Source organism: Domibacillus sp. DTU_2020_1001157_1_SI_ALB_TIR_016, from assembly GCF_032341995.1.
GTDB classification, from domain to species: Bacteria; Bacillota; Bacilli; order Bacillales; family Domibacillaceae; genus Domibacillus; species Domibacillus indicus_A.
This window is the reverse complement of sequence record NZ_CP135438.1, coordinates 314,621-341,473: the sequence shown is the minus strand read 5'-3', so window position 1 is coordinate 341,473 and position 26,853 is coordinate 314,621. Positions and strand designations below refer to the sequence as shown.

Sequence of the window (26,853 nt, the reverse complement as noted above, 5' to 3'; positions counted from 1 at the left end):
ACCATAAGCTAAATGTAGATAATTAACTAAAATTTATAAGGGTGAGTGATTAAAATGACATTTCCAGTATTAGAAGGAAAAGTAGCCATTATCACAGGCGCCGCAATGGGAATGGGACTTGCTACAGCAAAACTTTTTGCAGAAGCAAAAGCAAAAGTAGTGGTAGCTGACTTTAACGAAGAAAAAGGAAAAGCAGCGGTTTCCGAAATTGAAGCAAGCGGAGGAACAGCATTTTTTGTAAAAGTTGATATTTCTAAATCTGATCAAGTGCAGAATATGATTGCAAAAACAGTTGAGAAATATGGGCGTCTTGATGTGGCCATTAACAATGCTGCCATAACACCGGACAATGCCCCTGTAGCCGAGTTTGATGAAGATTATTGGAATAAGCTTATCTCCATTGATCTTACAGGAACTGCATTATGCATGAAATATGAATTACAACAAATGATTAAACAAGGAGAAGGCGGAAGTATTGTTAATATATCATCAGTAAGCGGTTTCCGTCCTCAGCCAAATAATATTGCTTATGTTGCAGCCAAACATGGGGTAGTAGGAATGACTAAGGTTGCTGCACTTGAAAACGGCGATAAAAATATTCGTGTTAATTCAGTAGCACCTGGGGCAATTGATACTCCTATGTTAAGAGGAGCGTTAGAAGAAACCGGACAAACAGAAGAAGAATTTGCACCTCAGCTTAGTCTACTTGGTAGATTCGGACAGCCTGAAGAAATCGCACAAGCAAGCCTATGGTTAGCTTCAGATCAATCTTCTTATGTAACAGGGACAACTATACATGTCGATGCTGGTTACACTAGTCGTTAAATCACTTAAAAATGATTAAAAAGAAGACATTCTGCTATATTTTAAAGGTAGGTGTCTTTTTTTTGATACAAACATATTTATTGGCGTAAATACACCCAGATTTTATTGGCGACTGGCACCTTCACTTTGTCTACTTTCTATACTTTATATTTATTTAGCAGATTTTCATTGTTTATCAATAACCTCTTTTTTCCATGTGAACTTCCATGGAGGTTTACGCAAACAACATTACCGATATGAAGATGTATCATTACAGGGCTGAGAAAAGTAAATTCGGCATTACTAAAACAATGGTAATGCTTTTTTTCTTCGAGTAACGTGCAGGTTAGTTTAAGTATAAAAGTTACCGATGATAATAAGAAAACCCAATTTTCATTTCTATAAGAAAATTGGGTTTTCATTTATTTATAATCAAAGAAACCTAGTAGTTCTTTAAATATCAAATTTAACATTACCGATCCATTTCACGAACTCAGGATCTCTATGTGAAAAGAACACGCTCTCTTTCGTATCCAACGTAGCAATGGTTTCCATATCTTCTTGGCTTAATTCAAATTTAAAGATATCGAAGTTTTCAATGATTCGTTCCTTATGAACAGATTTTGGAATCACCACTACTTCTTTTTGTGTCAACCAGCGTAAAATCACCTGAGCAACGGATTTATTATACTTTTTGGCAACTGATGCTAAAACTGCATTTTGGAACATGTTATTTCTTCCTTCAGCAAATGGACCCCAGGACATGATCTGAACATTGTTCTCTTTCATCAGGTTATGACTTCCTATTTGTTGGCAGAAAGGATGCGTTTCAACCTGGTTTACTGCCGGAACTACTTCATTATGGGTGATTAAATCAACCAGGCGGTCCGGATAGAAGTTGCTAACGCCAATTGCTCTAATTTTACCCTCACGATACAATTCCTCCATAGCACGCCAGGAACCATATACATCCCCAAATGGCTGATGAATTAAATATAAATCTATATAATCCACTTGTAGGCGTTCCAATGACTTTGCGAATGCTTTCTTTGCACTCTCGTAACCAGCGTCCTGAATCCAAAGTTTTGTCGTAATAAATATTTCTTCTCTTGGCACACCACTTCGTTTGATTGCTTTTCCAACCGCTTCTTCATTCATGTAAGCCGCAGCTGTATCAATCAAGCGATAGCCCGCGGCAAGGGCATCGTAAACGGATTGTTCACATTGATTGGCGTCTTCAATCTGATAAACACCAAAGCCAATTATCGGCATCTCCACACCATTGTTTAAGATTACTTTTTGCATGTTCAATTCTCCTATCCTTTATTTTCGCCCTTTATATCCTTTGTGATAGATATTCACAACTCCAGTACACTTGGGCTATTATGAGGCTATCATCTTCGAGTAACACGAAGTCAATAGGTTTCGAACAATTTAAAAACGGCACAAATTACAATTCAAACTGAAGGCTGCCATTTTCTTATCTTCATTTCCTCTAACATGTAAAGTGTTTTCCGCCAGCTTTACTCAGCAGTTTCGGTCAACTAGTAAATACATTAAGAAGAAAAGAGTTCACGATTATGTACAAAGTCATCATGAGCTCTTTTGTTTTTATTTAAAACAACCGTAGTCATAACTTTACAGTTTTGAAGAAGCTTATTTAAAAAACAAAAAAAGCTCATGATTATGAACCAGGTAATCGTGAGCTTTTTTCGTATTTGTACTGAAATTATGAATGCAGTGTTTCGTGGGGGATATTGGTTTTGTTTTTTGTCCACTTCCCAGGATTCATGTCATCCGAAACCACTTGATTGATAATGTCAAGATAGTGGCTTGCTTTGTCTTCCATAAATTTGGCTATTCGTTTAGCTTCCTCCAACTGAGCCAGGGCAACGGCTTTTTGTTCCAAAATGATTTCGTAGCGTTGCGGAATGGTAGCGTCTCCTTCCAAACACAAATCTATATAGGCTTTAACGGCTTCAACTGACATACCAGCCTGTCTCAGATTTTTTACACCCCTAAGCCAATTGATGGATTCGTCATCAAAAAGACGAATATTGTTTTTGTCCCGCTGTACACTTGGAACTAATCCCTTATCTGTGTAATAGCGAACGGAGTGTTCGGTCAGATCAAGCAGCCTGGCCGCTTCTTTCACAGTATACATTTGTAAGTCCTCCCCGAAAAAAATGGTTTTTAATTATTCGAAACCCTTGACTTCGAGTTACTCGAAGGTGATAACCTCATCATAGTCTAACGATACCGAAGTTGTAAACCCATCAATGAGTAGGGGAAATGGCTGGGCAACACAGTGGAATAAAGCACGGATAAACCAATCTAATGAAAGTAGGGAATGTATTTGTATGGATAAACAAAATAATTTACTGATATTAATATTGACTATAGGAGTTTTCGGTATCCTCACTACTGAAATGGGGGTTATTGGGATACTGCCCTTAATTGCTGATCACTTTCAAATCAGCGTATCCAAAGCAGGGCTGTTAGTGAGCCTCTTTGCCCTTGCTGTTGCCGTTTCCGGCCCCATTATGCCGTTATTGTTTTCGGGTATAAACCGCAAGACGGTTATGCTGCTTGTACTTGGCATTTTCATTGTAGGCAATATTGTCTCCATGTTTACATCAAGCTTTACCGTTTTGCTTATTGCTCGTGTGATTCCAGCCATTTTCCATCCGATTTATTGTTCATTGGCTTTGACAGTAGCTGCTGCATCTGTCAGCCAGGAAGAAGCTCCAAAAGCTGTTTCTAAAGTAATTTTGGGAGTAACTGCAGGTATGATACTTGGTGTGCCAATTACCAATTATATTGCTGGTGCCACTTCTTTAGAAATGGCGATGTTATTCTTTGCTATCGTTAACGCAGTTGCATTCATAGCTACATTGGTATTTGTTCCATCTATGCCTGTTAAAGAAAGACTTTCTTATGGAGCTCAAGTAAGCGTATTGAAAAAACCTCTTACTTGGCTGGCTATTGCGACTGTCATATTTATAGGTTCTGCCATTTCAAGTATTAATACTTTTATTGCAGAATATCTTGAAACCGTTACGAATGTATCGGGGAACACTTTAACGTTGGCGTTACTTATATTAGGCCTAGCCAGTTTAATTGGAAACCTTGTAGGCGGCAGGTTACTTACGAGAAATGCCATGAAAGCGGCAATAGCTTTTCCAATTGTATTAGGGATTGTTCATCTATTGTCATTCCTTACGGGGACCTCCATTGGACCTATGATGATTACGATTTTGTTATGGGGAATCTTATTTGCTATAGGAAATAATATTAGCCAATATTGGATTACCTCTGCGGCTCCAGAAGCTCCTGATTTCGCAAATGGATTGTTTTTATCATGTGGTAATTTAGGGGTCACAATGGGTACAGCAGTAGGTGGATTATTTATATCAGGGATGGGTGTACAATACATCGTATTAGGTGGAATAGTGTTCTTGATATTAAGTCTAGTATCTATTTTACTGAGAAGTTACTTGTATAATCCTGCCAAAAAACACCTTACTAACTAAGGTATAAAGCCGGCTTAAACAACTGTAGTTTATGAAGTATATGAAAAGTGCAGGGTAACTCACGAAAATCGTGAAATACTTGCACTTTTCTTTTCATTATAAAAGGGATACCCATGGAAGAACAAAGTTTGGTTAGTTCTTTACTAATAGTCATACTTGTTGCCTGCCTTACACCTATCTTACTTAAAAAGTTATGATTAATAGGAGGAAATACAATGACTGAGAAAAATGCAGGAAAGGGTAAGTTCCCGAGTGAATCAATCAATGACACTTTTACCGAACCCATTCAAGAAGCAAACAAATCTGCTGTAGTTGTGGGTGCATCGCTTTCTGGACTAATGACAGGGATTGCTCTTGCGCAGGCTGGATTCATTGTAACAATTTTAGAGAGAGCTGCAGAAAAACGACGTAGCGGCGCTGGTCTTCAAATTGACAGTGGAGAAATTGATCGAACTAAAACAGCGAAATTCTTAAGAAACCTTGCTTCAGGTGGAATGAGGTCTGTTGAGGCTTGGTCATCTATAGAGTTTCGACTGCGCACAGAAGCCAAAGCTGACCCTCGAATTGACTTGCGTTATGAAACTCGCGTTCAAACTGTTAATCAGGACAGCGAATCTGCTTGGGTTGTGACGGATAAGGGGGAGACATTCCGTGGAGAGATTTTGATTGGTGCTGACGGTCACCGCAGTACTGTGCGGCGTTATGTTGCACCGCACAAACCGAACGCAACTTTTGCAGGATACTTGATATGGGTAGCTATTCTAGGTGAGACTGACATACCTGAAGAACATCGGCCTAGCCTTTACGCCCAGAAGTTTACTATGCCAGATGGTATTGGTGACTTTTTACTCGGTTCTATTATTGCTGGAGAAGACGGGTCCTATGGTTTAGGAGATCGACGATTGGCGTGGGCTTGGTACGATAACACTCGAAATGACTTGTTACGTCGTCTTGGATGTGTAGAAGGAAGCGTTGTGCGGCATTCACTTAATGCTCCTGACATTCCAGAACAGACACTGATTGAGCTGGCTGAACAAGCTTCTGTTAGATGGCCTCAGCCATGGTTGGCCGCGACTCTTCATAGCATTCAAACACGTAATCTTGTAGGAATACCAATAGCCGAATACCTTCCTGACAATCTTGTGAGAGGACGTATAGCGTTGGTTGGAGATGCTGCCCATGTACTTACACCCCTAACGGCAAAGGGATTTAATACTTCATTACAAGATGTTGCTACTTTGGCAGAATGTGTGGCAAAGGGGATACAAGGAACTGCAGCAGCTGGGGCTCTTTCGGAATATGAGTCTCGCCGTTTAAAGAATGTACGTGAGATTGTGGAATCTGGACAATCTTTCAGTCGCTCTTTTGGGCGATGAATATAAATATTTTAAATGTATGAATACGATACCGAAAAGAAGCAAAAGCTGCTTTTGAAAAGATAAGAGAGTATAAGATCCTTTCTGAAGTTATTTATTACAATGACATTTCTTTAGCCTCACAACTACGTTAGTTGGAGTGTTTCTAGAATTTTGTCGTAGATGGAAAGCTTATAACAATTTTTTGTTCAAGGGAGATATTGTCTCTAACCCAATTAAAAAAATATATATATCAAACTCCAGTATGTCTTGAAAACAAGGAGATTGCCTCTTTTTCTGGAGAAAACAGGATGATAAATTGGAGGTTTAATGAAATAAAGAAATACTTATGCAAGATATCAAAATTTAAAAGGTAAAGGAAAGCCCTATAAGTCATAGGGCTTTCCTTTTTTTGATTCTTAATAATATTCTCATCATTTTCTAATCTTTTTATTATTTTCCTCTAATTTAAGTCCCGTAAAGTAAAAGTAAGCCTAAATTGAAGGGTAATGCTCAAAACCTGCCTTTATATTTAGTCTTTAGCAGGATAATTACTGTGAATTTTTTGAATGGAGAGAAAAATGAAAATGAGAAAGGGGGGAGTACAGTGGATATTATTTCCGGAATTTTAGATTTCAACAGTGCTTTCGTAGAACAAAAAGAATATCAAGAATTCAACACCACGAAATATCCAGACGAAAAATTAGTTATCCTGACTTGTATGGATACTCGTTTATTGGAGTTGCTTTCAAAAGCAATGGGGTTAAGGAATATTATACGCAGTATTCTTGTAGCCATTTATGAATTGAAAGCTGAAGAAGTGTGTGTGATTGGACACCATGCATGTGGCATGACAGGCCTTCAGTCTTCTTCCATTCTCGAGGCTGCAGAGAAAAATGGAGTTAGTAAAGATCGGATCAATACCCTATCGAATGCTGGTATTGACTTATCTACATGGCTGACAGGCTTTCAATGCGTAGAGGAGAGTGTCAACAATAGTGTTCAGCTGATCAAAAAGCACCCTTTAATGTCAGCTAATATCGCCGTTTATAGGATGGTCATTCATCCCCAAACCGGTAAATTAGATTGTGTCGTAGACGGATATAATAGCGTTGATTCTAACACCAATAAATTTAAAGGAGGGTACTACAAATGATTTTCTCTAGCAGGTTTAATGGATACAATTTGGGACATTTTCAGAAAGATCTTGTTGCCGGGCTGGTAGTAGGAATTGTAGCCATTCCTTTAGCGATGGCTTTTGCTATTGCATCAGGAGTTAGGCCGGAATATGGACTTTACACATCAATTATTGCTGGAATTATGGTTTCACTTTTTGGAGGATCCAAGTATCAAATTGCAGGCCCAACTGGAGCGTTTGTTCCAGTTCTGTTGGGAGTAGTCATACAGTATGGATATGAAAAATTACTGATTGCCGGTTTCTTGGCGGGCATTATGATTTTTCTTATGGGTTTGTTCAAATTGGGAAGATACATTAAGTTTATTCCTCGACCTGTTACTATTGGCTTTACTGCTGGAATTGCGGTCATTATCTTTTCTGGCCAGGTTGCCAATTTTTTAGGCCTCCGTAATTTGGAAAAAGAAGAAGCATTCCTTTTAAACATGAAAGAGATCGTATTGAATTTACATACAGTGAATATCTACAGTGTTTTAGTAGCTATTGTAAGCTTAGTTATCGTGCTGTTATCACCAAGATTTTTGCCCAAAATTCCCGGGGCGCTGCTGGGCTTAATTATATCCACTTTAGTCGCTGCCTTGTTCTTTCCTAATCAAGTATCCACTATTGGGTCGACTTATGGTGCAATTCCTAATAAATTGCCGAGCTTTGCGTTTCCTGAAATTACTGGAAACCTAGTGATTGAACTCCTTCCTGCTGCGCTGGTTATTGCTATGCTTGGAGGAATTGAATCGTTATTATCTGCCCTAGTAGCAGACGGAATGACCAAGGGCAAGCACAATAGCAATAAGGAACTAATTGGCCAAGGACTGGCCAATATGGTTGCTCCTTTATTTGGAGGAATTCCGGCGACAGGAGCCATCGCGCGAACGGCAACAAATATTAAAAACGGGGCTGCTTCCCCTTTATCGGGTGTGATACATGGGGTTGTAGTATTACTAGTACTGGTTATTTTAGCGCCTTACGCTTCAGCTATTCCTTTAGCCAGTATGGCCCCTATCCTTATGTTTGTCGCATGGAACATGAGCGAGCGCAAAGAGTTTGCGAACATCTTAAAAACGAAAACCATGGATTCCCTAGTGTTAGTCACTACCTTCTTGTTAACAGTTTTGATGGACCTTACAACAGGTGTAGGAATTGGCTTGCTTTTAGCTCTCCTAGCTTTTGTTGGACGAATGAGCAGTACGTTGAAAGTGTCAAAAGTTTTACCAGATCCCACTGATAAGCTAGTGAAGCCAGAAATGGTGCAGCAAGGTTCCAACTGTCCGCAGATTAACATTTATACAGTAGAAGGACCTTTATTCTTTGGTTCGACCGAACGATTTGAGGAGGAACTAGAAAGTATTACACGTTCTAAACCGAGAATTCTTCTATTAAGAATGAGCAAAGTTTCATTTATTGATACATCGGGAGAAGCACTCCTCGCCAACATTGTGAAACAATTCAAAGATTCTCATCAGCAAGTGATCATTTCTGGCATCCAACAGCAGCCAAAAGAATTATTTGAGAAAACGGGTTTGTATCAACTAATAGGCGAGGAATATATCTTTGCTCATACAGGTAATGCTATTGATAAAGCTTTATCAAACCTAGATGTGGAGCGTTGTAAAGGATGTAAACAATTTTCTTTTGATGAATGTACAGCACTCTCACAGCAAGCTTCCAAGCCTGGGGTTTTCAAACAGAAGAGAAAACAGGAGCCAGGATTGATTTGAAAAACAGAAGGTTACTGTGCAAACCTTAAAGAGTTAATCCAAAGAGTGTAGGACAAATTCGATTTAAGCTTAGATAGGCTTCTTGCTAAAATCGGAAGATCCAAAAAGGAAAATTAAAGAATGTAGCAATATAGAGGTAAGGCTTAAGAAAAATTGGTTCTTCACACTATGTGTTAAATTCAAATATATATTTTATTGAAAAATATATCCACATGACTTATAGGAGGATAAAATGTAGCGCGTAGTCTTTTTGTAGAAACTTGAGTTAAATATAGAGCATTTAATTACTAAAAAGCTATGTGGTTTCATTGATCTGACCCAATAAAGTTAGACAAAAAGTTTAGGCAGCTTCCAAGACCTGAGTCCGGTATTCTATTGGACTTAGGTCATTTAATTTTGCCTTCATTCGTTTGTGATTGTAATAATAAATATACTCTTCTAATTCTCGTTCAAAATGTTCCATACTCTCAAACTCTTGTAAGTAAAGAAGTTCTGATTTTAATAAGCCAAAGAAATTTTCCATGACTGCGTTGTCTAAACAATTTCCCTTACGGGACATGCTTTGACGAATACCATATTCTTTTAATTTTTTTTGGTATTTGGCCATCTGATAATGCCAGCCTTGATCTGAATGAAGGATGACCTTATCTTCAGGCTGTATTCGCTTCACTGCTTCTTCTAACATCTCTTCAACCAGTGAATAAACAGGACGTTTCATCACTTTATACGCAATAATTTCCCCATTACATAAGTCTAGAACAGGAGATAAAAATCGTTTTTCTCCAAACAAGTGAAATTCCGTTACATCGGTTACCCATTTTTCATTCATGTTTTCTGTGCTGAAATCGCGATTCAGTATGTTGGGGGCGATTTTACCTACTTTTCCACGATATGAACGGTATTTTTTCATACGCACTTCACATTTTAAGCCCATCTCATTCATTAAGCGATGAATGGTCTTTGGGTCATGGTGAATGTGCCTTTTCGTTAATTCTTTGTGAATACGGCGGTAGCCATAACGACCTTTATGTTCATGATAAACGGCCTCAATGACCTCTTTTACACTCACATATTTATCTTCTCGATTTAATTGTTTTTCCCAGTAATAATATGTACTGCGTGGAATGTCAGCGACTTTAACTAATTCCACGATATCAAATTCATTCTTTAGCTCAAAAATTACTTGCGCTTTGACTTTGTTTGTAATTTTTCCTGTCCTTGAACTAAAGCGTTCAACTTTTTTAAGTAGGCGTTCTCCATGCGTAAACGCTCATTTTCAGCCTGAAGAGCCTCCATTGATCCTTCAACTGGTAATTGTTTTTTAACAGTAGATTTTGTTTCTTTTTTCATGAATGATCGCCCCTTTTTCTTTGGATACAGGGCATCCATTCCTCCAGTCTCAAATAACTTTCGCCAGTTTCGGATCAAGCCTGGTGAAGAAATATTGAAAATGGCAGCTGCGTCATAAGAGGATGTACCCGTGTCTTTCATATACTTGAGTACATTAAGTTTAAACTCCACAGAATAGCTTGTATAGGATTTTAAAAACCCTTCTGCACCGAATTGTTCATAAAGACGAATCCATCCACTTAAGATTGGAGAACTGACTCCGGCTTCTTCAGCAATTGTATAAATACTTTCATTTCTTTTTAAATACCTTAATACAATTTGAATCTTTTCTTCCATTGTAAATTTGGCCATAAAAACACCCCGTAAATGTTAGTTTGGTGTCTAACATTTACGGGGCAGTTCACATCCGCATAGCTTTTGATAAAGGTTTTCCACTTATTTAATAAAGAAATAGCAATTAGAAAACTACGATGTTAGGATATAAAAATAAAGAACTGAATTCAGTGATTCAGCTGCGATTTTAGTTGAATTATTAATATTATCTCTGCTTTGGCCTTGCTCGCGTTGATACACTTCTTCAAGGATCTCAGCAGCAATACCCTGCAGACTTTTGGCGTTCTGTTCTCCTTTTTTGCGCAGCCAATCTTTAATACCTACCGAAAGGGAAACTGACAGCAATTCCTCCTCCGATTCAATGGTGAGTGCTTCGTATTCCGGAACATACCGTACACGCCCTTGTTTACCTTAACGTTTAATAAAGTCCGCTAACTCAACAGACACACCATTTAACCGGGTATCTATCCACCGGTTCTTAATCGCTTCATATATAGACTGGCCACTGGAACCTGCTGATAAAGTAGATCTATCGTTTTATAAATGAGGGAATAGACTGGCGGCAGATTGAGTACTGCATATTCAGGCTTCGCACTGCGCTTGTCCATTTCATATGTTGCATTCGAAGCCTGCTTTTGTTTAGTTATTGCGATCCCCACTTATCTTGGAAAATAAGTTCAGTGAGCGATTCTCTTTTTCTCCAGTTTGATGATTCCAAAAGAGGCTTTTCTGGATACTGATCCGTGTAGCCAATAGACATAAGGGCAATGGGGTCAATATAGGGCGGAATTTCTAAAATATCACGAATATCGTTTTTCTTGTAAAAACTAACCCATCCCATGGCTAAGCCTTCCGAACAAGCAGCCAGCCACATATTTTGAATCGCACATGCTGTTGAAAGAACATCTGTTTCAGGAATTGAATTTCTCCCCAATACGTGAGAGCCGCCTCTAGTTGGATCGCACGTTACACAAATTGTTATAGGCGCTTCTTTCAGCCCTTCAACTTTCAGGCTGAGAAACTTATTTTCTTTTTCTCCTTCATAATGAATAGCAAGTGCCCGTCTCTCTTTATCAGCTGCCCATGCCAGTTTTTCTTTGACTTTAGGAGAAGAAACAACAATAAAGTTCCATGGCTGCATAAAGCCTACAGAAGGGGCGTGGTGGGCAGCATTCAATAGCTTTTGTACAATTTCTTCAGAAATAGGATCAGGCAAAAAACTCCGGACATCTCTTCTAGTGAAAATGGTTTTATAAACCGCGTCTCTTTCTTCATCAGTAAACATTACATAAACTCCTTATCTTATTAGAATAGGATTTTCTCATCTTATAATTTGTTTGCTTTCTTTCTATTGATAAGTAAGGAATAGACCGCCGGCAGGTTGAGCACCGTATACCGAGGCTTCGTGCTGCGCTTGCCCATTTTAATGGTATAGTCAGGTGTTAACCTATGTGTGTAGATCTCTTCCATATTATAACCATATACATATTCAAGCGAAACTAAATAACCAGCCGCCGGTTACGTACCGGCAGCTGGGTGCTTAAAGGTGTTTTGATCACTGTCTCAAAGTGGGGGTCAGTCCCAATAATCATGATCGTGATCGTGAAAGAATCAATTGTGTAGTGACAGTAAATGAACTTGGATTTTATACATTCAAGAACTTTTGACATGCTGCTTCTTTAAGTTGATGCTCTTGGTGATCCAAATTTTGATCCCATATAGATACTCGTTATAATAGTTTTGCAAATAATAAAATAATAAATTTGTATGAAAAAGGATGCGAACCATGCCGATTAATTCTTTTGAAAACTATCCGATGAGCTGGAAGCCATCGATTGACAAAACTAAAAAGCCTATTTATCAGGCACTAGCAGGGCAATTGGAACAAGATATTTTAAACGGAGTTTTATTACCCGGGACAAAACTTCCTCCACAACGAGAACTGGCCGATTATTTAGATTTAAATTTAAGTACCATTTCAAAAGCGTTTAAAGTGTGTGAGTTAAAGGGCTTGTTAAGTGCAACGGTTGGAAGTGGCACATTTGTATCGTATGACGCGTTATCGAATGCGTATTTACTTGAAGATACAAAGCCGAAGCATTTGATTGAAATGGGAGCAACACTTCCAGATAATGCTTCTTACGAGCCACTGTTACTCCAACTAAAAAGTATGCTGCAGGAGACAGATTATGAAAAATGGTTTGGTTATGGCCGGGCAGGCGAAAGCCTTTGGCAAAAGGATGCAGCGATAAAGCTAATCCGAAGAGGCGGGTTTGAAACAACCGTTGACCACATTTTATTTGCAAATGGGGGTCAAAATGCGATTGCTGCCACACTGGCGAGCCTTTGTCAGCCTGGAGATCGCATTGGTGTTGACCAGCATACATACCCTGGCTTAAAAACTGTTGCAGCGATGCTTAATGTGCAAATAGTGCCGATAAAATCAGAGAACTATGAAATGAGTCCAACGGCATTTGAATATGCATGTAAAAATGAAAATATTAAAGGTATTTACTTGATTCCAGATAATCATAATCCGACAGCTTCCTTTATGTCGGTTGAGAATCGAAAAATGATTGCGGCAATTGCCAAAAAGTATAATCAGTTTATTATTGAAGATGGATCGTACCATCTTCTTAACAAAAAACCATTGCCAGCAGTCGCATCATTTGCACCGGAACAGGTCATCTATATTGCAAGTTTATCTAAATCATTAGCACCAGGCTTACGACTAGCCTATGTAGCAGTGCCAAGTCAATTCAAGGAGCCAATTTCAAAGGCACTTTATAACTTAAATATAACAGTGTCCCCGTTATTAGCAGAACTGACAGCACGTACAATTGTATCGAATCAATTTGAAGTTTTAATTGAGGGTCATCGGGAACAAACCATTCGCAGAAACCAAGTCGTAAATCAATATTTGGGTGACTATACGTGTTTAGGTGTTGAAACAGGCATCTTTCGTTGGCTGCTATTACCAGGCGGGATTACAGGTGCTGAATTTGAAAGATTAGCTGCACAGCAAGGGGTGCAAGTCTACGCGGCTGAACGTTTTGTAGTTGGAAATAGTTGTCCAGAGCGGGCTGTAAGGGTTGCTGTCTGTGCACCAGAAACGCTCGAAGAGCTTGAGCAAGGACTAATCATCCTTAAACGCTTACTAAACGATCTTACGTAATATTGTTCGCCATACAATTATAATATTGTGTGGCTTTTTTGTGCGTGTTATGATGATTCAAATCTAGTGGGAGGAGTATAAGAAATAGGAATAGCTTTTAAAAGGGAGGTTAAATTATGTTACACAAAGATAGTGTAAAAGCGTCAGATGTTCAAGCAGCTTGGTTACAAAGCTACATTGGCTCTTCAGAAAAACAACAACAATTATATAAAAGAACATTAATGGTTATCGTCATATCCCAAATTTTTGGAGGAGCAGGACTTGCAGCAGGAATAACAGTGGGAGCACTTCTAGCCCAAGATATGTTAGGTACAGATAGTGTAACCGGAATTCCTACGGCGTTATTTACTTTAGGATCAGCAGCGGCTGCACTGATTGTGGGAAGACTTTCTCAGCGATTTGGACGTCGTTCTGGACTTGCGGCTGGATTTTTGGCTGGAGGGATCGGTGCCATTGGAGTAATCGTTTCAGCATTAACAAATAGCATTCTGCTTTTATTTGCTTCACTTCTTATCTACGGGGCTGGATCGGCTACAAATTTACAAGCACGCTATGCAGGAACTGACTTGGCCAACTCAACACAAAGGGCAAAGGCTGTTAGTATGGCCATGGTTTCCACCACATTCGGTGCTGTTGCAGGGCCAAACCTGGTAGATGTAATGGGTGAGGTTGCTGTATCCATAGGAATTCCTGCTTTAGCTGGTCCATTTATATTAGCTGCTGCAGCTTATATACTTGCTGGTTTAGTTCTATTCATTTTACTTCGTCCTGATCCCTATATAGTAGCAAAAGCTATAGCAGATGCTCAAAGAACAGCCCGTAATGTATCGTCAGAGGAAAACGCTCATTTGTCATTGATAAACAAGCGAGGCATTTTTGCAGGAGCTGCAGTAATGATTCTAACTCAATTTGTGATGACTGCCATTATGACGATGACACCTATACATATGGGGCACTATGGGCATGGTTTGAATGAAGTAGGGCTTGTCATTGGATTTCATATAGGTGCCATGTTTTTGCCTTCGTTAGTAACTGGTTTTCTTGTTGATAAAATTGGCCGTGCTGTTATGGCTAGTGCTTCTGCCATTACGCTGCTTGTTTCTGGCATTCTAGCCGCTATGGGACCAGCCGATTCGATGGCAGTACTCATTGCGTCACTTGTTTTGCTTGGACTTGGCTGGAATTTTGGTTTAATTAGTGGCACAGCAATTCTTGTAGATGCAACCCCGCCATCTACCCGGGCTAAGACACAGGGTTCTGTAGATGTTTGGATTGCTTTGTCAGGAGCATTAGGAGGAGGCTTATCTGGAATAGTTGTAGCACATTCTAGTTATGCAGCCCTTTCAATTATTGGCGCTGTGCTTTCATTACTACTTATTCCAATCGTTGTTTGGGCCGCTAACAATCAAAATAAGGTTTAATAAAATAAAAATAACTGAAAATTCAAGGTGCTTTTAAAGTAATTGTTAAAATCGAGTATGGAAACCCTATACAAAGGAAAGTTCCTTTCGAAGAGACTTATATAAAAAGGAACCGATCTGTCACAAATATATGAAGAACGCATACACGCGGTCGGAAAGAGGAAACAATATGAACGATCCTGTAGTCATTGTTGGAGCTGGTTTGAGTGGCCTGCGGGCTGCGTCTTTACTTACTGCACATGGCATCAATTGTAAGATTCTAGAGGCAAGAGACAGGACTGGCGGCAGGATCTTGACCGCTGCTGATCCAAACAAACCAGACCTAGGTAAATTTGACCTCGGACCAACATGGTTCTGGCCGCAGTATGAGAGTACGATTGCCAATCTTGTTAAAGAACTGAATGTAGAAACTTTCGTCCAGTATACCAAAGGAGCAATGCTTTCAGAACGATTCCCAAACGAACCACCTGAGCGTTATGAACTGCCGGAAAATTCCGGACCAATATCGATTCGATTCAGGGGAGGTGTGCAGTCTCTTGTCGATGCTGTAGCATATACTATCCCCCCAGGAATAGTCGAGTTAGAAACACGAGTTACGGCTATTCGACTAGATAAAGCTGGTGCTATCAGGGTTGAAGCAGTTCTTGCTGATGGAAAGCGAAAAAACGTTTCTGCAAGTGCTGTTATCCTGGCATTGCCGCCTCGGATTGTGGCGCGTCATATTGAATTTTCTCCTGCTCTCCCTCCAGCTCTTATGGTTGATCTTGTAAATAAACCTACATGGATGGCCGGACAGGCCAAGGCAGTAGCAATTTATGATCGGCCCTTTTGGAGAGAATCAGGACTCTCCGGATTCGTATCAAGCCGGGTTGGACCCTTACAAGAAATCCATGATGCCTCTCCTGAAGCAGGCTCTGGTGCATTATTTGGTTTCTTTGGAATACCAGCAAAAATGCGCCGGGAACTGGGGAAGGATAAAGTTTCAAAATTGGTTATTGACCAATTGGTCAGGCTCTTTGGGAATTCCGCCCAAAACGTAAGTGCGGTCCTTTACAAAGATTGGTCCAGAGATTCCGAAACGGCTGTTGAGGAAGACTTCGATCCGCTTAGAGATTTTCCAAGCTATGGTCAGCCACCAACAGCAGGTGTATGGGAAAAGAAAATTATTTTTGCTGGTACTGAGACTAATTCACAATACGGCGGACATCTTGAAGGTGCACTCCAGTCAGCTGAACAAGCAGTTTTTGAAATCATTAATTTAAATAACAAGCCTGTATAACACGATCTTTTTAATGAGTATTGTATGTGAAAGCTAACAGAATTTAAAAATTACTGAACTAAAGGAGGTAGTAAATGATGAACGCTATACAAATTCCATCCAACGGGGAACAGGTGAAACTGGTAGAGACCCCAGTAATATTTTGTTTTACTAGAGCGTCGACAATATCTATTGGAAACGGGTTTATAGGGAAGATCTCTTTTCTTTGAATTGTGTTGTGGTAATTCAATTATATAAGAAAAGGTATTCCTTTTTCTATTTACGCATTTACACAAGATATTGTACGCTCTCCAAAAGAAGTATTCAAAGATTAAATAGTTAAATACATGGAGTAAAAAGAGTTGCATTACTTAATAAAATTTTTTATACTGTATCTACCTACTAGTAGATAGACAATAAACAAACCATGATTAAGCATTTTTTATATTATGGAAAATAAAAAGGGAGATGAATGGTAATGAGATTTGAAAATAAAACTGTAATCGTATCTGGTGGAGGTACTGGGATTGGGAAAGCAGCTGCAAAAAGATTTTTTGAAGAAGGAGCAAATGTAGTTATTAATGGACGCAGAGAAAATGTGCTGAAGGAAACGTCTTTAGAAATTGACCCAACTGGCAAAAAAGTTTTATATGTAGCCGGTGACATCAGCAAAAAAGAAACTTCGGAGAATTTGGTTAAAAAAGCAGTAGAAGAGTTTGGTGGCGTAGATGTATTAGTTAACAACACAGGAAAATTTAATCCAACACCATTTCTTGACCATACAGAGGATGACCTGCAATCCTATTTAGATACAATTGTTAAAGGAACATTCTATCCTTCTCAAGCAGTTATACCAGAAATGAAAAAGCGTGGAGGAGGAGCGATTGTAAATACGGGCTCAATGTGGGCAATTCAAGCAGTGGAAGCAACACCTTCATCAGCTTACTCAGCTGCGATGGCAGGAAGACATGCCTTAACAAGAAACTTGGCCGTAGAATTCGCTGGTGATAAAATTCGAGTAAATGCCGTAGCACCTGCAGTTGTTGAAACACCAATTTACAATACGTTTATGTCAGAAGAAGAAGTGGCAAAAGTGTTGCCAACTTTTAATGAGTTTCATCCAATTGGACGCAATGGAACTCCAGAAGATGTAGCGAATGCCGTTTTATTCCTTGCAGATGATTCATCATCATGGATTACAGGCATTATTATGCCACTTGATGGTGGAGTTACAGCTCGATTAAGATAAAAGAGCAGGTGGGGGACTGATCCCTGTTTAGGATACAGGGATCAAAACTCCTTTTAAACAGCCAGCTTCCGGTATTGAACCGGCGGCTGGCTGTTTATCTTTTATGAGCAGGAAAATAAGTTGACGACTTACTTACTGAATGGTAGATTTTTTATATGAAAACGAATAATAATACAACATTACAGAAAATCATGGATATTGGTATGCAGCTTGTTCAAGAGCGGGGATATAATGGATTTAGTTATGCAGATATAGCTGAAGCTGTCGGAATTCGTAAAGCTAGTGTTCATTATTATTTTCCCACCAAGCAGGAATTAGTACAAGCGGTCCTTCTAAGGTATCGTAAACATTTTATAGAGAAGCTAGATCAAATTGACAAAAGTTCGTCAGATGCTAAAGAAAAACTAAAGGGATTTTTTAAAGTATATCGTGATACTTTAGTGGATAATGGTAAGATTTGTTTATGTTCGATGATGGCAGCTGAACTAAACTCATTTCCTGAAGAAATCCGAAATGAATTGACTTTGTTTTTCCGTGCAAATGAAGAATGGGTTGAAAATGTATTAAAGCAAGGAATTAATTCAGGGAGCCTTATTACACGATCAACTGACGAAGTAAAACAAGCAAAGATCATTGTAGCTTTCGTCCAGGGTGCTCAGTTGTTAGCACGCTCAACAGGTGAAATCGATTATTTCGATTCATTAACCAAAGATTTTTATGACGAGTTTAAAGTGGATGATACTGCAAATTAATTGGGATTTCTTTTATAGTTTAAGGAAGCGAATAAAAACGAGACTAAAGCTTTCACTATCCAAAATACGGGGAGAATATTGCAATTTCTCCATGTTATACGTATAAAGTCCTGGGAAGAGGTATTCTACCTTGTTTAACAAGGCTGAAAACCTCTAAGGGGCAAGGCATAAGAAAAATGTTCCAACAGTTTTTAGAACAAATTGATACAGATTATTGCGGATATAAGAAATTATCTTAATAAGGTATTATATAGGCAGAAACTCGGTAGAATGAAAAAAGGGATGCGACTAAACAGTCAGCATCCTTTTTTTCATTCACACGTTGCAAATCTAGCTTTGAATATAAAAGATTATATAAGGAGATGAAGGGAAAAATTTCAATTTTACGTTATGTATGGAGAGTTCTAAAATAAATATAGAAAATCAAATTTAGTGTGAGAGGAAGAAAAAAATGATAAGGGAAGCAACAGAAAAAGATTTAAGGGATATTTTAGAGGTATATAATGATGCAATTCTTCATAGCACGGCTGTATATACCTATAAACCTCAGACTCTTGAAAGCAGACAAATTTGGTATAAGCAAAAGATAGAAGAAGGTTATCCAGTATTAGTATGCGAACAAGATGACAAGGCAGTTGGATTTGCTACATTTGGTCCTTTTAGAGCTTGGCCAGCCTATAAATACACAATAGAACATTCTGTCTATGTTCATAAGGATTATAGGAGCCAGGGTATTGCAAAAAAATTAATGCAAGAATTAATAAAAATGGCTAATGAAAGAGAATATGCAACACTTGTTGCTGGAATTGATGCAACAAATGAAGGCAGTATAAAAATGCATGAGAGAATGGGATTTGAATTTTCTGGTGTAATTAAAAAAGCTGGATTTAAATTTGATAAATGGCTGGACCTTGCTTTTTATCAATTGGATTTAAAAGGGCCTAAAGTGCCTTCAGAAGAATAAATAAACTAATTTAATGAAGTTAAACACCATAAAAACAGCTCTAACTAATTTGTCAAGACAAATTAGTTAGAGCTGTTTTCGTGAAGAATTTATGTTTTAACTATCGGTAATTGTAATAGCAAAGTTAATTCTTGTAGAGATTAACCAAGAGGACCATTTCGCAAAGATCGATAAAAAATAAAAGAAGGTCTGCCGCTATATAAAGATATAGATAGAATTTAAATAAGCAGCTTCATGATATGGGCCACACCATCTTCATCATTTGATAAAGTTATGTGATGCGCACAAGACTTAATATCTCGGACGGAGTTTCCCATCGCAATCCTTAGTCCTGCAGATTCAAACATAGGGAGATCATTATAATGGTCTCCAATAGCTATAATATCTTCTCTTTCGATATTCAATTTCCCAGCCAAATACCTGACAGCACAGCCTTTTGAAACATCAGAATGCGTCAATTCGAATAAATGTTTAGCCAGGCTGGCAGTTGCCAGCTCTCTTTTTTGTTCAAAATGCTGCCAGCCATCATTGATTTTTTCCCTATAGAAAGAAAACCCAAGAAAATTATAAAATTCATTTGTTTTATCTAGAATGTCTAAATGAGAAGAAACAAATTCAAATTTCCCCTGGCTGAACTGTCTTTCTGCCGCTTCTTGAAATACGTTTAGGTTTATTTTTGGATTTGCATTCTTCAGTTTAAACATTTCGATTGTTAATAAGTCCCGTCCATTTTGGGGTGTATAAATGACTTGGTCGGAAAAAACTTCATAATACATATTGTGTTCTGCAAAATAATCGAGTATTTCTTTTGCATCGTTTTTCTTAATAGACTTCGCATGTAAAAGCGTTCCTTTTTTGTCGTGAATGGTCGCTCCATTGGCGCCTATGATCCAAGCAGAAATACCAGCATTCTTTAAAATAGAATGAACATTAAAATGAGCTCTTCCGGTTACAATTGCAATTTCAACTCCTTTTTTCTGGGCCTTTTTAATCGATTCAATGTTTTTTCTGCTGATTTGATTCCTTCTATTTAAAAGGGTACCGTTTAAATCAATAGCTATTAGTTTCATATCTACACACCTATTCTATGTTGATTCAAAAATAATAGGAGGGGAGGAGCCTCTATTATTCATCAATAAAGAAGATAATAAAATGACCGTTAAGCAAGAGTATTCAGCTTAACGGCCTGTTTGAGGGTTGAACTATTTTTTACTGATAGACAATTTTGTCGATATGCTAATTGTCGGCATCGCTTTTTCCTCTACACACATCGTTCCCGGCAGATCCGCATGATCCGCTCCATTGAATGCGATCGTGCAGTGGCCAAGCTCACTCACTGTCTCATTTACTTTACCGCCGACAAACGTGATTTCATAAGACTGGTTGTCAAATGAAAGAATGTCACCCGCTTCAATAGTGCCTTCTAATGAAACCACCGTATGGCTCACCGCGATGTCGCGCAAATCCTTTGGTGCACTTTCATTAAAAAGAATGAGCATTTTTTCTTCTGCAAACATTTCCACGTCTGTACCAAGCTCTGTAACTGTTGACTGGTAGATGGTTTTCATTTGTAGTCCTCCCATAGTGTACATGTTTCCTGATTCCTCCCTTATTCATACATACCGAAGCTCACAAAATAAGCAATCACAACCGCAAGCGGCCCTGTAATTAAGCGTGACATTAAAACAGCTGGCACCCCAACTTCAACGGTTTCCGGTTTTGCTTCCCCGAACGTTAAGCCTGCTGGCACAAAGTTTGCGCCTACCTGCGGGTTAAGCGCAAACAGGGCAGGGAGGGCGAGGTTTGGCGGGATATTCCTTTTGCCGATTTCCACTCCGACGAGTACGCCGACGACTTGTGCAATCACGGAACCCGGTCCAAGCAAAGGAGATAAAACCAGGATTACATAAATAATAGAAAGAACGAGAAGCCCAAAGGTATTTCCGGCAGATTGTGTTACAAAGTAATAAGGCTCGAAAGAAGCTCTTTTTGCAGGCCATCTTCCTGGAATAAATGATTTTGAAGCTCTCTTAGTTTCCAAACCGTTGTGCTTGGATCGAGTTCTACATCATCTGTTGTTAAGAATTGGCCCTGCTTAATCGCTTTTTTCGCGACAACCTTGCCGCTGATCAAGCCGATTGGAATGTGTCCATTCCGTTTCATATCCTGATGGGTTTCCAGGACACCGCGGACCGCATAACCGCCAATTCCGTCCAGTGTTTCGCCTGGCTGGATATCTTTTTTGGCAACGGCAACGGTATCAGAAATCGGCGTACCAAGCGGGTGAATAGAAGAGTCATGCTGCAGTACTGCTTTAGCAATCGTGATTGGCGTTTCTAAGCTAGCAAGGTGATATGGGCGGTACAAAATGTGGTGCTCCCGGTCACCTTTCTTCAGCAAATAATTTAGTTCGTGCGCTACCGCTTCATTTTGGCCTTTTACGATCACAAATACGCCAGGCGCCAGACCATCCACATATTCAACGACACCAAAATTATTTAACACGCCGCCATTTTCTTTCACATCCAAGTCTTTAATCACGGAATCAAGATCTCCAGCAATTCCATGCATGCCCACTACATCCGGTACAAACCCAATCGCATTAGACAGCAGGTTCATTTCAGCCATTGTCTTCGTGCCGTCTTGGAAAGCAGCCAGCATATGAGAAGACATTTTTTTCTTGTCTGCCTCTTCCTGCGCAGTGGAAGGATTGGCTGTGACATTTAATTTATTATTTTTTCCTTTACCAGCAACTAATACTTCCATGCCCATCGTTTTTGCAAATTCATATAACTCAACAACTGCAGCAGGCTCATCACCAGCTGATCCCGTATAAATAAGTCCCGCGTTTGTAAACAATTGATGCATCACAGAACCGATGGTAATGTCTACTTCAACATTTAACAGCACGATATGTTTTTTGGAACGCAGCGCTTCAAGCGAAATGTTGGCTCCAACTTCCGGAACGCCTGTAGCATCTACGATGACTTCAACATGTGGAGATTGAATTACTTCACGAAAATCATTGGATACAATAATCGATTCTTTTCGATCTGCCTGTGCATTATAGTAATCTGCCGCTCTTTGAGCTGCTTCCACATTAATATCACTGATACCGGTTACACTCATGCCCGGAATACGTGAGATTTGCCCGATCATGCCAAAGCCCATCTGTCCGGCACCGATCACTCCCACTTTAATTGGCTGATTTGCTTTTTCCCGTTCTACTAATTGTTGATAGATTGACATACTATAGCCTCCCAGAATTTTTGATAATGCGAAAGTCTTAACATTTGTGAAATTAATTCATCTTTTTATAAATTATTATCATTTGTTAATGCAATTATCATTTGATAATTTGAATATTACCCGATTCTGAAAAATCTGTCAAACCATTATTTTTTAAAATGGAAAAATGCTCTTAGCAAAGAAGACAAAGAAAATTCGTGGTCTTTGCTTAGATTCTAGTTTCGAAAATAGTTAATAAATAAAAACACTATGATAAAATGGGTGAACAGTTGTGAAAAATACACAAATCAAAAGAAAGGAGATCAACCATTGCTTGCTGCTGAAAGAAAGTTGAAAATCATTGATTATGTACGAAAACATAGTGTAGCTTCAGTGGCGCAGCTTTCCCAGGACTTTGGTGTCCACGAAGCAACCATCAGACGAGATTTAAGTGAAATTGAAAAAGAAGGACGTTTAAGAAGAACACACGGTGGAGTAGTTCTTGTGGAAAGGGTGAGTTCAGAACCTTCTTTTACGGTCCGCGTGAATGAACGTGTTGAGGAAAAAACGTCCATTGCTGAACGTGCGATAGAAATGATCAACGAAGGAGATAGCATTATTTTGGATTCAGGAACCACAACTTTTCAAATCGCCCGGTTGTTGGCTGCCAAATCCAATATTACTGTTGTCACCAACGATATTAAAATTGCAGCGGAATTGCAGAATAACAAAGATATTAAAGTGATCGTAACAGGAGGGGTACTTTCTCCCGAAAGTTACATGTTAAATGGTCTTTTTACAGACCATGCCTTAAAAAAGCTGCATGTGACGAAAGCCTTTATTGTTATTCCAGCGATTCATCCAAAGCTTGGATTAACTCATTTTGATGATCAATTTGTTTCTGCTAAACGCAGCATGATTGAATCAGCCGAGCAAACGATTGTGGTAACAGACCACACAAAACTCGGGGGTGTGTCTTTGCATAATGTAGCGCCTGTTGCTCAAATTGATGTATTGATTACAGGAAAAGAAGCCTCCGAAACCCAAGTCAAACAATTTCAAGAAGCAGGGGTAACGGTTTATACCGTTTAATCTCAACTATTTTTCAAAGTGCAGAAGTTCATCTGCACTTTTATTTTTTTTATAAATGTTTATAAATGTTCATTTTTTATAAAATTTTGATTGATTTTGTTCGTTTTGTGTTTTATCATGTGAACTAGCACAAATTTTCAGACAAAAAGGAGTCTATACATGAGTACTGTTTCGGTTTCAAATTCAGTAGAACAATTAGCGATCAATGCCATTAGAACGTTATCAATTGATGCAGTAGAAAAAGCAAAATCTGGCCATCCCGGCATGCCGATGGGCGCTGCTCCTATGGCCTATACGCTGTGGAGCAAGGTGATGAATCATAACCCTGCAAATCCTGAATGGTTTAACCGTGATCGTTTTGTTTTGTCGGCAGGACATGGCTCTATGCTTTTATACAGCCTGCTGCACCTTTGCGGCTATGATGTATCACTTGAAGATTTAAAGCAGTTCAGACAATGGGGAAGTAAAACACCGGGACATCCAGAGTACGGCCACACGCCGGGTGTTGACGCAACTACAGGTCCCTTAGGGCAAGGCGTAGCAATGGGCGTAGGTATGGCAATGGCAGAAGCGCATCTTGCTGCAAAATACAACAAAGATCAATTCGCTATTGTAGACCACTATACGTATGTGATCTGCGGTGACGGCGACCTAATGGAAGGCGTTTCAGCAGAAGCTGCGTCTCTTGCTGGCCATCTGAAGCTTGGCAAACTTGTGATGATGTATGATTCTAACAACATTACGCTTGACGGTGAAGCGAACCTTTCTTTTTCAGAAGATGTAGGAAAGCGCTTTGAATCGTACGGGTGGCAAGTGTTAAAAGTATCTAATCAGCACGATATCCAAAACATCGAGCAAGCGCTGCTGGAAGCGAAAAAAGAAACGGCGAAACCCACATTGATTGAAGTGATTACGACACTGGGATACGGCAGCCCAAACAAAGGCGGAAAAGGCGGCCACCAAGGAACACATGGCTCACCGCTTGGCAAAGAAGAAGCTGCTTTAACGAAGGAATTCTACCAATGGCCACAAGAAGATTTCTTTGTTCCTGAAGAAGTGAGAGCTCATTACGAAGAAATCAAGGCAAAAGGCATAGAAGCGAACCAGCAATGGGAGGTTTTACTCGCACAATATAAACAAGCCTTCCCTGAACTTGCTCAAAGTCTTGAACAAGACTTACAAAATGCCCCATTATACGTTCAAGATGAGACATTGCCAACATATGAAGTCGGAGCCGAAATTTCTACCCGTATCGCGTCAGGGCAAGTGTTGAATGCTCTTGCTCAGCAAATTCCAAGCTTGCTTGGCGGTTCTGCCGATTTAGAATCATCGACTATGACCCATTTAAATGGATTAGACCGGTTTGCGCCAGGTCAGTATGAAGGGCGTAACGTTTATTTCGGTGTACGGGAATTTGCGATGGGTGCTGTATTAAACGGTCTGGCACTTCATGGCGGCGTTAAACCATTTGGCTCTACGTTCTTTGTTTTCTCTGATTATCTTCGCCCGGCCATTCGTCTGGCTGCTTTGATGAACTTGCCAGTTACGTATGTTTTCACACATGACAGTATTTTTGTTGGTGAAGACGGTCCGACCCATGAACCGATCGAGCAACTGGCTGCTTTGCGTTCGATTCCAAACGTGACAGTGCTTCGCCCGGCTGATGCCAATGAAACGGTTGCTGCCTGGAAATACGCAGCTGAAAATCAAAATGGTCCAGTGGCACTTGTACTGAGCCGCCAAAATATCAAGGTAACGGTTGAACGGGAAACAGCCCTAAACCAACTTGTAAAAGGTGCATATGTTTTAGCAGGTACTGAGCAGGTTGAGTATGACGTCCAGCTTATGGCAACAGGATCTGAAGTATCACTTGCTGTTCAGGTAAGAGAGCAGCTTGTTCAAGAAGGAATCCGTGCACGCGTTATCAGCATGCCATCTTGGGAACTGTTTGAAAAACAGACAGCAGAATATCAAGACAGTATTTTAGGAACAGACAATATATTAAATGTTGCTATTGAACTTGCATCGCCATTTGGCTGGGCAAATTACGTGGGACGAAAAGGCTTAATTGTCGGTATTCCAACGTTTGGTGCCTCTGCGCCAGGCGCACAAATTGCCAAAGAATTTGGATTTACAGTAGAAAGCATTGTTTCACAAATTAAGAAACGCTTGTCCTAATTTTTTATCATCACTTTAAGAAAAGAGGAAAGATAATGAAATTCTTTTTGGATACAGCAAACCTAGAGGAAATTAAGCGCATTGTAAAACTTGGCCTGGTAGATGGTGTGACAACAAACCCTTCTATTATCGCAAAAGAAGGTGCGGATTTTAAAACACGCATTCAAGAAATTTGTTCAATCGTCAGTGGCCCAGTCAGCGCTGAGGTCATCGGTCTTACAGCTGAGGAAATGATTCAGGAAGGCCGTGAAATTGCTGCTTGGGCAGATAATATTGTCGTAAAAATTCCAATGACCGAAGCAGGGCTGGAAGCAACCTATCAGTTAGCGCAAGAAGGCATTAAAACAAACGTTACCCTCATTTTTACCGAAGCCCAAGGCTTAATGGCTGCCAAAGCAGGTGCCACATACATCAGTCCTTTTATCGGAAGACTGGATGATATCGGCGCAGATGGCATCAGCTTGGTTCGGAACTTAAAAGAGGTACTGCAAGGATACGGTTATGAGACAGAAATTATTGCAGCAAGCATTCGCAACTTGGATCACCTTGTTCAGTCATCTCTTGCTGGCGCACATATTGCCACTATTCCTGGCAGCATTTTGCCGTCTTTATGGAATCACCCTCTTACAACGTCCGGCATTGAAACATTTATGAAGGACTGGGGGAAACTTCAGGGAACGCTTAGCTAAAAAAATATACGTTTAATTTAACCATATAGAAGACAGTCAGGAAAATGCAACTTCCTGGCTGTCTTCTTCACATATAGGAGGAAATCAAATGAAAATTGTCATCGCTTCTGACCATGGAGGTATTACAATCCGGCAGGAAATTATCTCTCTTTTAAAAGAAATGAATCTTGAGTACGTAGATCTTGGATGTGACTGCACTGCCTCTGTAGATTATCCAGATTATGCATTTCCAGCGGCCCAAAAAGTCGTAAGCGGAGAAGCAGACCGAGGCATTCTAGTATGCGGGACAGGAATTGGCATGAGTATTGCCGCAAATAAAGTAAAAGGTATCCGCTGTGCGCTTGCTCACGATACATTTAGCGCAAAAGCAACGAGAGAACATAACAATACAAATATGCTGGCACTTGGTGAGCGGGTGGTTGGTCCAGGTCTTGCACGTGATATTGTGAAAATTTGGCTTGAAACTCCATTTGAATCAGGCGGCCGGCATGAAACTAGAGTTAATAAAATCAAAGAAATTGAAAAGCAATACGCTTAACTAAACAAAAGAGAAAGTTCTCCT

At 39.6% G+C, this 26,853-nt stretch carries 23 protein-coding genes and 1 pseudogene; 15 read left to right on the top strand and 9 right to left on the bottom strand.

Annotation, left to right across the window (positions count from 1 at the left end):
- Window positions 1-54 precede the first annotated feature (54 nt).
- Complete coding sequence (locus tag RRU94_RS01595) at window positions 55-825, top strand: SDR family NAD(P)-dependent oxidoreductase (protein WP_315691513.1); 771 nt, start codon at window positions 55-57, stop codon at window positions 823-825.
- Window positions 826-1,257: 432 nt separating this feature from the next.
- Here RRU94_RS01595 and RRU94_RS01590 read toward each other — a convergent pair whose 3' ends face one another.
- Window positions 1,258-2,109 (bottom strand): aldo/keto reductase, encoded by an 852-nt coding sequence (locus tag RRU94_RS01590; protein ID WP_315691512.1) that lies wholly within the window; start codon window positions 2,107-2,109, stop codon window positions 1,258-1,260.
- Between the two features lie 424 nt (window positions 2,110-2,533).
- Entirely contained in the window at window positions 2,534-2,968 is a 435-nt protein-coding gene (locus RRU94_RS01585; protein ID WP_315691511.1) for a MerR family transcriptional regulator, read from the bottom strand.
- 196 nt (window positions 2,969-3,164) lie between these two features.
- Here RRU94_RS01585 and RRU94_RS01580 point away from each other — a divergent pair, with 196 nt between their 5' ends.
- The 4 genes from RRU94_RS01580 (at window position 3,165) to RRU94_RS01565 (ending at window position 8,602) form a co-directional block, all read left to right on the top strand.
- Window positions 3,165-4,337, top strand: a complete 1,173-nt coding sequence (locus tag RRU94_RS01580; RefSeq protein ID WP_315691510.1) for an MFS transporter — start codon at window positions 3,165-3,167, stop codon at window positions 4,335-4,337.
- Between the two features lie 215 nt (window positions 4,338-4,552).
- Window positions 4,553-5,713: an FAD-dependent monooxygenase gene (locus tag RRU94_RS01575; RefSeq protein ID WP_315691509.1), complete on the top strand. Its 1,161-nt coding sequence runs from the start codon at window positions 4,553-4,555 to the stop codon at window positions 5,711-5,713.
- Window positions 5,714-6,299: 586 nt separating this feature from the next.
- Entirely contained in the window at window positions 6,300-6,848 is a 549-nt protein-coding gene (locus RRU94_RS01570) for a beta-class carbonic anhydrase (protein ID WP_315691508.1), read from the top strand.
- Window positions 6,845-8,602 carry a SulP family inorganic anion transporter gene (locus RRU94_RS01565; RefSeq protein ID WP_315691507.1) on the top strand — a complete coding sequence of 586 codons (1,758 nt, stop codon included), beginning with the start codon at window positions 6,845-6,847 and terminating at the stop codon, window positions 8,600-8,602. Before RRU94_RS01570 ends, RRU94_RS01565 begins: the two co-directional genes overlap by 4 nt.
- 340 nt (window positions 8,603-8,942) lie before the next feature.
- On the opposite strand, the gene RRU94_RS01560 is transcribed toward RRU94_RS01565, so the two are convergent.
- The 3 genes from RRU94_RS01560 to bluB all read right to left on the bottom strand — a co-directional run bounded on the left by RRU94_RS01560 (window position 8,943) and on the right by bluB (window position 11,570).
- Window positions 8,943-10,303, bottom strand: a protein-coding gene (locus tag RRU94_RS01560) for an IS3 family transposase (protein ID WP_315690933.1) whose coding sequence is annotated in 2 segments (ribosomal slippage) — window positions 8,943-9,847 and window positions 9,847-10,303 — 1,362 coding nt in all. Because the reading frame shifts where the segments join, the coding sequence is not laid out codon by codon here.
- Between the two features lie 114 nt (window positions 10,304-10,417).
- Window positions 10,418-10,630, bottom strand: a complete 213-nt coding sequence (locus tag RRU94_RS01555) for a hypothetical protein (protein ID WP_315691506.1) — start codon at window positions 10,628-10,630, stop codon at window positions 10,418-10,420.
- Between the two features lie 298 nt (window positions 10,631-10,928).
- A complete protein-coding gene (bluB, locus tag RRU94_RS01550; RefSeq protein ID WP_315691505.1) occupies window positions 10,929-11,570 on the bottom strand; it encodes a 5,6-dimethylbenzimidazole synthase in 642 nt (213 codons plus the stop codon).
- A 501-nt stretch (window positions 11,571-12,071) separates the two neighbouring features.
- Here bluB and RRU94_RS01545 point away from each other — a divergent pair.
- The 6 genes from RRU94_RS01545 (at window position 12,072) to RRU94_RS01520 (ending at window position 19,104) form a co-directional block, all read left to right on the top strand.
- A complete protein-coding gene (locus tag RRU94_RS01545) occupies window positions 12,072-13,460 on the top strand; it encodes an aminotransferase-like domain-containing protein (protein ID WP_315691504.1) in 1,389 nt (462 codons plus the stop codon).
- Between the two features lie 116 nt (window positions 13,461-13,576).
- A complete protein-coding gene (locus tag RRU94_RS01540) occupies window positions 13,577-14,881 on the top strand; it encodes an MFS transporter (protein WP_315691503.1) in 1,305 nt (434 codons plus the stop codon).
- Between the two features lie 169 nt (window positions 14,882-15,050).
- Entirely contained in the window at window positions 15,051-16,160 is a 1,110-nt protein-coding gene (locus tag RRU94_RS01535) for a flavin monoamine oxidase family protein (RefSeq protein ID WP_315691502.1), read from the top strand.
- Window positions 16,161-16,617: 457 nt separating this feature from the next.
- Window positions 16,618-17,388 (top strand): SDR family NAD(P)-dependent oxidoreductase, encoded by a 771-nt coding sequence (locus RRU94_RS01530; RefSeq protein WP_315691501.1) that lies wholly within the window; start codon window positions 16,618-16,620, stop codon window positions 17,386-17,388.
- A gap of 155 nt (window positions 17,389-17,543) precedes the next feature.
- Window positions 17,544-18,140: a TetR/AcrR family transcriptional regulator gene (locus tag RRU94_RS01525; protein ID WP_315691500.1), complete on the top strand. Its 597-nt coding sequence runs from the start codon at window positions 17,544-17,546 to the stop codon at window positions 18,138-18,140.
- A gap of 451 nt (window positions 18,141-18,591) precedes the next feature.
- Complete coding sequence (locus RRU94_RS01520; protein ID WP_315691499.1) at window positions 18,592-19,104, top strand: GNAT family N-acetyltransferase; 513 nt, start codon at window positions 18,592-18,594, stop codon at window positions 19,102-19,104.
- Between the two features lie 218 nt (window positions 19,105-19,322).
- Here the strand turns inward: RRU94_RS01520 and RRU94_RS01515 are convergent, their stop codons facing one another.
- From RRU94_RS01515 to RRU94_RS01500, 4 genes and pseudogenes are all read right to left on the bottom strand, one after another.
- Window positions 19,323-20,174, bottom strand: a complete 852-nt coding sequence (locus tag RRU94_RS01515) for a Cof-type HAD-IIB family hydrolase (RefSeq protein ID WP_315691498.1) — start codon at window positions 20,172-20,174, stop codon at window positions 19,323-19,325.
- A 132-nt stretch (window positions 20,175-20,306) separates the two neighbouring features.
- Window positions 20,307-20,672 carry a PTS glucitol/sorbitol transporter subunit IIA gene (locus tag RRU94_RS01510; protein ID WP_315691497.1) on the bottom strand — a complete coding sequence of 122 codons (366 nt, stop codon included), beginning with the start codon at window positions 20,670-20,672 and terminating at the stop codon, window positions 20,307-20,309.
- A 41-nt stretch (window positions 20,673-20,713) separates the two neighbouring features.
- Window positions 20,714-21,067, bottom strand: a pseudogene (locus RRU94_RS01505) (PTS sorbitol transporter subunit IIB); the annotation flags it as partial.
- Window positions 21,061-22,353 carry an NAD(P)H-dependent oxidoreductase gene (locus RRU94_RS01500; RefSeq protein ID WP_315691496.1) on the bottom strand — a complete coding sequence of 431 codons (1,293 nt, stop codon included), beginning with the start codon at window positions 22,351-22,353 and terminating at the stop codon, window positions 21,061-21,063. The gene RRU94_RS01500 and the pseudogene RRU94_RS01505, both read right to left, overlap by 7 nt.
- A gap of 309 nt (window positions 22,354-22,662) precedes the next feature.
- Between RRU94_RS01500 and RRU94_RS01495 the strand changes: the two genes are divergently transcribed.
- From RRU94_RS01495 to rpiB, 4 genes are all read left to right on the top strand, one after another.
- Entirely contained in the window at window positions 22,663-23,424 is a 762-nt protein-coding gene (locus RRU94_RS01495; protein ID WP_315691495.1) for a DeoR/GlpR family DNA-binding transcription regulator, read from the top strand.
- A 159-nt stretch (window positions 23,425-23,583) separates the two neighbouring features.
- Window positions 23,584-25,602, top strand: a complete 2,019-nt coding sequence (gene tkt, locus RRU94_RS01490; protein ID WP_315691494.1) for a transketolase — start codon at window positions 23,584-23,586, stop codon at window positions 25,600-25,602.
- 35 nt (window positions 25,603-25,637) lie between these two features.
- The gene (gene fsa, locus RRU94_RS01485; RefSeq protein WP_315691493.1) at window positions 25,638-26,291 is read left to right on the top strand and encodes a fructose-6-phosphate aldolase; all 654 of its coding nucleotides are present in this window, start codon (window positions 25,638-25,640) and stop codon (window positions 26,289-26,291) included.
- 88 nt (window positions 26,292-26,379) lie between these two features.
- Window positions 26,380-26,829: a ribose 5-phosphate isomerase B gene (gene rpiB, locus RRU94_RS01480; protein ID WP_315691492.1), complete on the top strand. Its 450-nt coding sequence runs from the start codon at window positions 26,380-26,382 to the stop codon at window positions 26,827-26,829.
- Window positions 26,830-26,853: the final 24 nt, after the last annotated feature.

Bases quoted from the DNA above. Each gene is read 5' to 3' on its own strand.
- RRU94_RS01595 (WP_315691513.1), top strand. From the start codon at position 55: ATGACATTTCCAGTATTAGAAGGAAAAGTAGCCATTATCACAGGCGCC.
- RRU94_RS01590 (WP_315691512.1), bottom strand. From the start codon at position 2,109: ATGCAAAAAGTAATCTTAAACAATGGTGTGGAGATGCCGATAATTGGC.
- RRU94_RS01585 (WP_315691511.1), bottom strand. From the start codon at position 2,968: ATGTATACTGTGAAAGAAGCGGCCAGGCTGCTTGATCTGACCGAACAC.
- RRU94_RS01580 (WP_315691510.1), top strand. From the start codon at position 3,165: ATGGATAAACAAAATAATTTACTGATATTAATATTGACTATAGGAGTT.
- RRU94_RS01575 (WP_315691509.1), top strand. From the start codon at position 4,553: ATGACTGAGAAAAATGCAGGAAAGGGTAAGTTCCCGAGTGAATCAATC.
- RRU94_RS01565 (WP_315691507.1), top strand. From the start codon at position 6,845: ATGATTTTCTCTAGCAGGTTTAATGGATACAATTTGGGACATTTTCAG.
- bluB (WP_315691505.1), bottom strand. From the start codon at position 11,570: ATGTTTACTGATGAAGAAAGAGACGCGGTTTATAAAACCATTTTCACT.
- RRU94_RS01545 (WP_315691504.1), top strand. From the start codon at position 12,072: ATGCCGATTAATTCTTTTGAAAACTATCCGATGAGCTGGAAGCCATCG.
- RRU94_RS01540 (WP_315691503.1), top strand. From the start codon at position 13,577: ATGTTACACAAAGATAGTGTAAAAGCGTCAGATGTTCAAGCAGCTTGG.
- RRU94_RS01535 (WP_315691502.1), top strand. From the start codon at position 15,051: ATGAACGATCCTGTAGTCATTGTTGGAGCTGGTTTGAGTGGCCTGCGG.
- RRU94_RS01530 (WP_315691501.1), top strand. From the start codon at position 16,618: ATGAGATTTGAAAATAAAACTGTAATCGTATCTGGTGGAGGTACTGGG.
- RRU94_RS01525 (WP_315691500.1), top strand. From the start codon at position 17,544: ATGAAAACGAATAATAATACAACATTACAGAAAATCATGGATATTGGT.
- RRU94_RS01520 (WP_315691499.1), top strand. From the start codon at position 18,592: ATGATAAGGGAAGCAACAGAAAAAGATTTAAGGGATATTTTAGAGGTA.
- RRU94_RS01515 (WP_315691498.1), bottom strand. From the start codon at position 20,174: ATGAAACTAATAGCTATTGATTTAAACGGTACCCTTTTAAATAGAAGG.
- RRU94_RS01510 (WP_315691497.1), bottom strand. From the start codon at position 20,672: ATGAAAACCATCTACCAGTCAACAGTTACAGAGCTTGGTACAGACGTG.
- RRU94_RS01500 (WP_315691496.1), bottom strand. From the start codon at position 22,353: ATGTCAATCTATCAACAATTAGTAGAACGGGAAAAAGCAAATCAGCCA.
- tkt (WP_315691494.1), top strand. From the start codon at position 23,584: ATGAGTACTGTTTCGGTTTCAAATTCAGTAGAACAATTAGCGATCAAT.
- fsa (WP_315691493.1), top strand. From the start codon at position 25,638: ATGAAATTCTTTTTGGATACAGCAAACCTAGAGGAAATTAAGCGCATT.
- rpiB (WP_315691492.1), top strand. From the start codon at position 26,380: ATGAAAATTGTCATCGCTTCTGACCATGGAGGTATTACAATCCGGCAG.